The sequence below is a fragment of the Mesorhizobium sp. WSM4819 genome, from assembly GCF_055811215.1.
In genome coordinates this window covers 1-371 of sequence record NZ_JBVVQO010000111.1, presented here as the reverse complement: position 1 = coordinate 371, position 371 = coordinate 1, and the positions used below count along the sequence as shown (strand labels likewise).

Annotated in this window: 1 pseudogene; it reads left to right on the top strand. The window is 69.0% G+C overall.

What is annotated here, in order from left to right:
* A pseudogene (locus AC0L18_RS32455) lies at positions 1 to 371 on the top strand (AcrB/AcrD/AcrF family protein); the annotation flags it as partial.

Sequence of the window (371 nt, the reverse complement as noted above, 5' to 3'; positions counted from 1 at the left end):
GAGGTTCGCGTGCCCGAGGCCGGCCCGCCCACCGGCAAGCCGATCCAGATCAGGCTGTCAGCCGTCGACCCGAAAGGCCTCGACGACAAGGCGCGCGCCGTCGCCGCGCGCATTGCCAAGGTGCCCGGTGTCATCGATATTTCCGACGGCCTGCCGCCACCCGGCGTCGACTGGGCGCTCGACGTCGATCGCGCCAAGGCGGCACAATATGGCATTAGCCCGACCTCGGTCGGCACGGTTGTGCAATTGGTGACGAACGGGCTGAAGCTCAGTGAATACCGGCCGGCCGGTGCGGACGACGCCGTCGACATCAGGCTGCGCCTGCCCGAGGACCGGCGCACGCTGTCGACCCTCGACGACCTCAGGGTGCA